The sequence below is a fragment of the Pseudoalteromonas sp. TB64 genome, assembly GCF_000498095.1.
In the GTDB taxonomy this organism is placed as follows: domain Bacteria; phylum Pseudomonadota; class Gammaproteobacteria; order Enterobacterales; family Alteromonadaceae; genus Pseudoalteromonas.
In genome coordinates this window covers 20040-27026 of record NZ_AUTQ01000080.1, presented here as the reverse complement: position 1 = coordinate 27026, position 6987 = coordinate 20040, and the positions used below count along the sequence as shown (strand labels likewise).

Below are 6987 nucleotides of genomic sequence, written 5' to 3'. Positions count from 1 at the left end.
AAAGAAAGTGAACGGTCTGTCAGCCATGAATGCATTTATCTGTATATCTGGGAAGATAAAAAAGCAGGTGGTGAGTTATACCTACATCTGCGCCGACACGGTAAGAAATATCACAAGCGCAGTCATGGTAAAACAAACCGAGGGCAAATAAAAAATCGCGTTAGCATTGAAGAACGTCCACAAATAGTTGATGAGAAAGGTCGTATCGGAGATTGGGAAATAGATACCGTTATAGGTAAAGGTCATCGAGGCGCCCTTGTTACCATTGTAGAGCGGGTCACCCAATTCACTGTATCAACTCAGGTGGCAGGCAAAACAGCACAAGCCGTCACTGCGGCGACGATAGAACTATTAAGGCCATATAGGTCAGCGCTTCATAGCATCACGGCTGACAATGGAAAAGAGTTCGCTTATCACGAGCAAATCACAGAGGCTTTAAGTGTACCTGTTTATTTTGCTCACCCTTATCACTCATGGGAGCGCGGATTGAATGAAAACACGAATGGATTACTACGCCAGTATTGGCCGAAGAGCACAGATTTTAAGACGGTAACACCAGCGCAAGTTATACCAGTACTTGAGCAACTTAATAATCGTCCGAGGAAGACACTAGGATTTGAAACGCCTGCAAAATTGATGCAGGATCACTTGGCGGCTAAAGCCGCCTAAACGTTATGCACTTCAGATTTGAATCCGCGAAGCTAAATGATTACCTAAATATTTTTAATTAGTAAATCACTTAAATAAAACGTTAGTGGGGTTAACTATGGCTCATCGGGTTTCGAAATTAGTAATGGTTATTGGCGCAGTTTTGGTGTGTGCTTCTATTCCATCTAAGGCTGCTTTTAAAGGGCTTACAGCGCAAGATGAATTTAATATAAAACTAAGAACTATTTATTTTGACCGCGATTACGATGCAGATTCAAGTGACGATTCTACTTTGGCGCAGGGTATTGAACTAAATTATGCATCGGGATACTTTGATAATTTAATGAGTGTAGGAGTCTCCTCGTATACGGTGTTAAATATTAACTCTACAGGTACGGCAGCTGGAAATATTTTACCCGCAGGTAATAAAAGTGGTGAGGTGGATGGCGGTTTTTCAAAGTTCGGACAGTATTTTTTAGACTTTAAGTTGGGTAATAGTGGGCATGTTAAAATTGGGGGTCAAAAAACTAACAGCATATTGTTAAAAAGTTCAGGGAGTAGGGCAATTCCCAATACATTTAGAGGTGTATTTGCAGATTACACCGTTGGTGATACAAAAATATATGGCTTTATTTATGATAAGTGGAGCCGTAGACACGATAAAAAGTGGGAGGATTTTTCAACCGACCAGTCAAGTACAGGTGCTATTAGCGTTATTTGGGGATTAGGAACAGCTTATAGTAAAGATGATTTAACCCTTGAAGCTGAGTATTTTAGTTCGCAAGATTATTTAGCAAAAGCGGCTTTTAGGGGGAGTTACGATATTAAGTTGGAGCAGAGTGATTTAACGCTTTCGAGTGGCTTATTTATCTCAAAAGATGATGGTGACTTATTTGTAACGGGCGCAGAGGGTGGTGATTTAGACGATGAAGATAAAGTTGGCGCTCTGGCAGGCTTAACTAATAGTGAAAATGATGGTCTAGCATATTATTTAGATGCAAATTGGAAAAAAGATATTTGGACTATAGGTGCTGCTTTTACAAAAGTAAGTGATGCTTGGATAGAAGACAACTTTAGTGGTGATCATGGTACGAACCCCTTCCCAACAAGGTCTTTAATTGGTGCAGATTTCACTAATCAAAACGAAAAAACGTGGCAAGCACGCTTTGGTATTAACTTAAAAGCATTTGTTCCAGGATTAAAAACAAAGTTTTATTACACTAACGGTACAGGTGCAGAAAATTCAGCTTTAGGTAAGTTAGGAGGTGAAGCCGATGAAAAATATTGGGCTATTGATACTCGTTACAGCGTTGAGTCTATAAAGGGGTTGAGCTTTCGTTGGTTGTTTTTAGATTATAATACAGAAAAAATAGGTAATGTAGATGGCGTTAAAGGCGATAGAGCCGACCATCGTTTATATGCCGATTACACTATTAAGTTTTAAAGTGATGTGGTGTTAATACATTGAGCGTTATGAAAATTAAAAATATTGCCTATAAAAAACGCGACTTACTTTTTATAGTAGTCGCGTTTAAAATTTAGTGATTAACCTTTAAAAATACCATTGTATTGGCTTATTGGCATTTATAAGTCGTAATTAGCATATTTATATAATCACTAAAATTATAGACTTTGTTTAGCTTAAAACCCCGATACATCAAGGTCAATTCAATCTCTAAAGATAGATACTTTTAGTTAATGCTAACAAAATTTAATATTTTTGCTTTGGCGCTTTTAATTGTTTTTCAAACTCATCTGAAAACAATATCGTGCCATCATCTTCCTCTGTTGGGAATGCAGCAATAAGTAAGTCATCTTCTTCAAGACCCGGTGTCCAGCGACTAAACCAATCTGCAAGTGGAATTGCTTTAGCTGTGCAACCAACCCATTCGCCAGTAGCCCATGCTTCTGCAAATTCGCGAGTTGGCCATACTGGTACGCAGTCGTCATCTTCGTTGGCAAGCATAACGCAGCCATCATCATCGTTTAAAATCCATACTTGTTTAAATTGCTGTACGGTTTCGAACATATAGGCGAGACGTTTTTTTGCTCCAAGTCCTAAAATTACTGCTTGTTCTTCGCTTGTATTTAGCGTTGTCATAATTAGCTCACTCTTAATTACTATCGATATTAATATATCTAAATTATATGCACACAAGTATATCGAGTTATATGACAGAGTGTTGAAAAGTTGCTATTTAATTTCATCAATGTAGATCTAATTTGTATATTGGTCAGTATAATTTTCTCACTAATTTGAGCGATCATTCAAAAATAAACTTGAATGTTTGCAAAAAGACCACATTGTACTAAGCATACTCTTAATGAAGGATTGAAAAATGACAACTGATCTACTTGCACCGTTTAAACTAAATAACACGATTGAGCTTAAAAACCACGTACTTATGGCGCCACTAACTCGTTGCATGGCTGACGATAACTTAGTGCCAACGCAAGATATGGTTGAATATTATGCTCGCCGTGCCGAGACCGGTTTAATTATTAGCGAAGCAACTATTATTCGTCCAGACGGACAAGGTTACCCAAATACTCCGGGTTTATTTACCAGTGAGCAAATTCAAGGTTGGAAAAAAGTAACTGACGCAGTGCACGCTAATGGCGGCAAAATGTTTGCACAGCTATGGCATGTTGGCCGTGTTGCACACCCTCACTTTTTTGATGGCGATGTACTTGCTCCATCGGCAATTGGCGTTGAAGGTTCTGTACCACGTATGCGTGAGCTTACCTACATCACACCAAAAGCAGCCACAACTGATGACATTAAAAGTCTAGTTGCTGATTTTGCAAAAGCCGCTGAAAACGCTATTGAAGCTGGTTTTGATGGGGTAGAGATTCACGGTGCTAACGGTTATTTAGTTGACCAATTTTTACATTACGCTGCAAATACACGCAGCGACGAATACGGTCAAACGCCTGAAAACATGTCGCGTTTTGCACTAGAAGTAACCGATGCAGTTATTGCAGCTGTGGGCAGTGATCGTACTGCACTTAGATTAACACCAGGTGCTTACTTTAATATGAGTGAAGATAGCCGCGATAAAGCGGTATTTGATTACTTATTAACAGAACTTGAAAGCAGAGAATTAGCGTACTTACACGGTGGTATTTTTGATGACAGCATGCGCTTTGACTCGCTTGAAGGCAAAAGCATCTCTGAATTTTTACGAGCAGGCTACAAAGGTACATTAGTAGGCGTGGGCAGTTATAGTTTTGAGTCAGCAAAAGAAGCTATTAACAATGCCAAGTTTGACTTAATAGCGATTGGTCGCCCACTTATTGCAAATCCAGATTATATTAGCAAGGTTGCAAACGGTGAAGAGTTAGTACCGTACAGCGATGACATGCTAGCTGAATTGAAATAAATTACTATTTGTAATAAGTTCTAGAAAATAATTAAGACACCCAAAGGTAAACCTTTGGGTGTCTTTTTTTGTACATATTCCCGCCATAAATCTCCCATATTTGTTTAACCTTTATGTAAATAAAGTTCATCTTCGTTGTCATATTTAAAATTCATACTGTCCCCGTTTTCATATTTCATAATTAAAACTAAACGGGACAACAATGTACGCTTTAAAAAACAAATCGCTTTTGAGCATGACTATTGCCATGGCTGTATCAACATCTGTTCATGCTAACGACAGCACCATAGAAGAAGTAACCGTGGTTGCTAAACCAACGAGTTACGCTAACAATGTTATTGAGCCTGCAATGCTTGAGCAACAAAGTTCGGTATCGAGCATATTATCAGTTATTGATAATTTACCAGGGATTAGCATAAACGAAGGTGATGCATTTGGTGGCGACGATTGGTCTACTACAATCACTATGCGTGGTTTTAGTATTGATGGGAACCAACAGCAATTAGGAATGACCGTTGATGGCATTCCCAATGGTGGCTCTAATTATGGCGGTGGTGCAAAAGCTAACCGCTACCTAGATAGCGAAAACTTAGCAACGGTAGAAGTTGGCCAAGGTACGTCTGATATTAAATCGGCTTCACTTGAAGCGCTAGGCGGTACATTTAACTTTGTAAGTAAAGATCCAAGCCTTGAAAAGGGCACTACCTTTGCTTATACATCAGGCAGCCACGATGCCACGCGTTATTATATTAAACACGAAACAGGCACTGTTTTTGATAACACACAAGCGTACGTAAGTTACTCGCAAACAGATACAAGCNAAGCCGCTGGATTGGCTCAGGGAGTAATGGGGGGAAAGACAACCAACATGCTGAGGTTAAGTTTGTATCTAATTTTAACGACTTAACACTTACCGGGCGTTTATCTTACGACGATGTAAGCGAGACAAACTATAACAGTGTAAGCCTTGAGCAGTTTGAACAAACGACCGATTGGGATCAGCTAACATGGAATTGGACGGGAGTTCCGCACTTTGACCAAATGTTTGCAGAAGGTTGGGGGACGCTCCGTGAAAATACTTTAGGCTATTTAAAGTTTGAATACGCGATTTCGCCAACCTCATTATTAACCGTTAGCCCTTATTACCATAAAAATTCAGGTCGCGGCGATTGGATCCCACCTTACTTAACAACACCTATTGATGAAAATGGCGACCCAACAACACAGGGCGGCACCAATGCAGGTTCTTATGGTTTTGCTGATAGTGAAGGTGATCCGCTTGCTCCAAACGAAGGGTGCACCGCAAGTTTAAGCTGGCCATGGGAGTCGGGCCCTGGTTTAAATCCTGCGTGTTACGATGCAACAGCAACGCCTGTCATGTCATACCGCCATACACATTACAACAAAGATCGTTTAGGTGTAACGGCAAACTACCAAGCTACATTTGGTGATCACGATATAGAAGCGGGCTTTTGGTATGAGCAAAGTGAGCGTGACGAATCTCGTGATTGGCACAAAGTAATTGATGCGCGTATTTATCATCACTTTGATAGCACGCCTTACTGGACACAATACAAAAACACGTTTGATACCGATACATTCAAATGGTACCTACAAGACTCGATTAATTTTGGCGACTTAACATTAAATATTGGTGCAAAACAGTATTTAGTTGAATTACAAAAGTACGACCACTTTGCTAACGAAAGTTCAGATAAAGTAGACAGTGACTCAGATGTGTTATTTAGTGGCGGTGTGTTGTATCAGCTAAATAACAGCACAGAATTATTTGCCAGTTACAGCGAGAATTTTTCCGCAATAAAAGACGGTGTGCTTGAACGAGACAGCTCAACGCTTACAAACATAAAGCCAGAAACGGCCGACAACATAGACTTTGGCATACGTTATCAAGCCGACAGGTTAACCCTTACAGCGACGGCTTACAGTGTTAAGTTTGATAACCGCATTACCTTTATTGCTCCAGGCAGTGGCACAGACGGCATTGATTACACGATTGGCACAAATGGCTCGTACGTAAATGTAGGAGGCATTGACTCAAATGGGCTCGAGCTTGCAGCAAGCTATATGTTTACACCAAGCTGGAGCGTTTACTCGTCGTATACTAATAGCAGTTCTGAGTATTCATCCGATGATCCAAATGCATACGATTCACAGGGCGTAATATTAAGAGATGAAAGTGGTAATGAGGTAGCACCAAGCTTTAGAAAAGGCGACAGCATAATAGATTCATCAGAGGATTTATTTGTGGTATCTACCGATTACTTTAGCGATGGCTTTCGTGTTGGTTTATCGGCTAAATACACCGGCGAGCGCTTAGGTGCATGGCAAGACGAAGAAACTCGCACGCGTAATAAAGTAGACGGCTACACCGTACTTGATTTTAATGCAGGTTACTCAACTGACGTAGATGCAGGCCCGTTTAAAGCCATTGATGTTTCGTTTGTTGTTTATAACGTTACAGACAAAAGCTACTTAGCAGGTGGCACTGGTAACGGATCTACTTATTACATAGGCGCGCCTCGCACTGCGGCAGTTACATTGACCGCTGACTTTTAAGTTAAAGTCTAGGGTCTGTTGATCTTTGCGGATTAAAATTTGTTCAAACTAGGGGCTATTTAATCGCGGCGCGAGGTTTGTAACCTAGTGGGCTAAGTAAAAACCGAGCAACAAAGAGTAAATAGCCCCTAGAAAGAACCCTTTGGGCAGCGCCTGTTTGGCATTAATGCTACGTTATCGCCCATTTATGGGGAATAACCACACTACACAGGCTCTGCCTTGCCTAAATACCAAACAGACTGTTGCAAATTTAACCTTGAAAGATCAACAGACCCTAGGATTAACAATTGAATTAAAGCAAAGCCCATCACCGATGGGCTTTTGATTATTTAATGACTAACGTATTGATTTATTAGAACCAATTTCAGTGAATAACTAC

General features: G+C 40.2%; 4 protein-coding genes and 1 pseudogene. 4 read left to right on the top strand and 1 reads right to left on the bottom strand.

The annotated features are described in order from the left end of the window. Both L647_RS0104435 and L647_RS0104430 read left to right on the top strand, forming a co-directional pair. Nucleotides 1–669 (top strand): IS30 family transposase (locus L647_RS0104435; protein WP_024610111.1); only part of this gene is annotated, 669 nt, incomplete at its 5' end. 97 nt (nucleotides 670–766) lie between these two features. Then, nucleotides 767–2092 (top strand): OprD family outer membrane porin, encoded by a 1326-nt coding sequence (locus L647_RS0104430; RefSeq protein ID WP_024610110.1) that lies wholly within the window; start codon nucleotides 767–769, stop codon nucleotides 2090–2092. Between the two features lie 267 nt (nucleotides 2093–2359). Here L647_RS0104430 and L647_RS0104425 read toward each other — a convergent pair whose 3' ends face one another. Beyond that, the gene (locus L647_RS0104425; RefSeq protein ID WP_024610109.1) at nucleotides 2360–2749 is read right to left on the bottom strand and encodes a DUF2750 domain-containing protein; all 390 of its coding nucleotides are present in this window, start codon (nucleotides 2747–2749) and stop codon (nucleotides 2360–2362) included. Between the two features lie 238 nt (nucleotides 2750–2987). Between L647_RS0104425 and L647_RS0104420 the strand changes: the two genes are divergently transcribed. Together L647_RS0104420 and L647_RS01000000123660 are read left to right on the top strand one after the other, a co-directional pair. Further along, nucleotides 2988–4031, top strand: coding sequence for an alkene reductase (locus tag L647_RS0104420; RefSeq protein WP_024610108.1), 1044 nt, complete (start codon nucleotides 2988–2990; stop codon nucleotides 4029–4031). Nucleotides 4032–4233: 202 nt separating this feature from the next. Next, nucleotides 4234–6608, top strand: a pseudogene (locus L647_RS01000000123660) (TonB-dependent receptor). The last annotated feature ends 379 nt before the right edge of the window (nucleotides 6609–6987 follow it).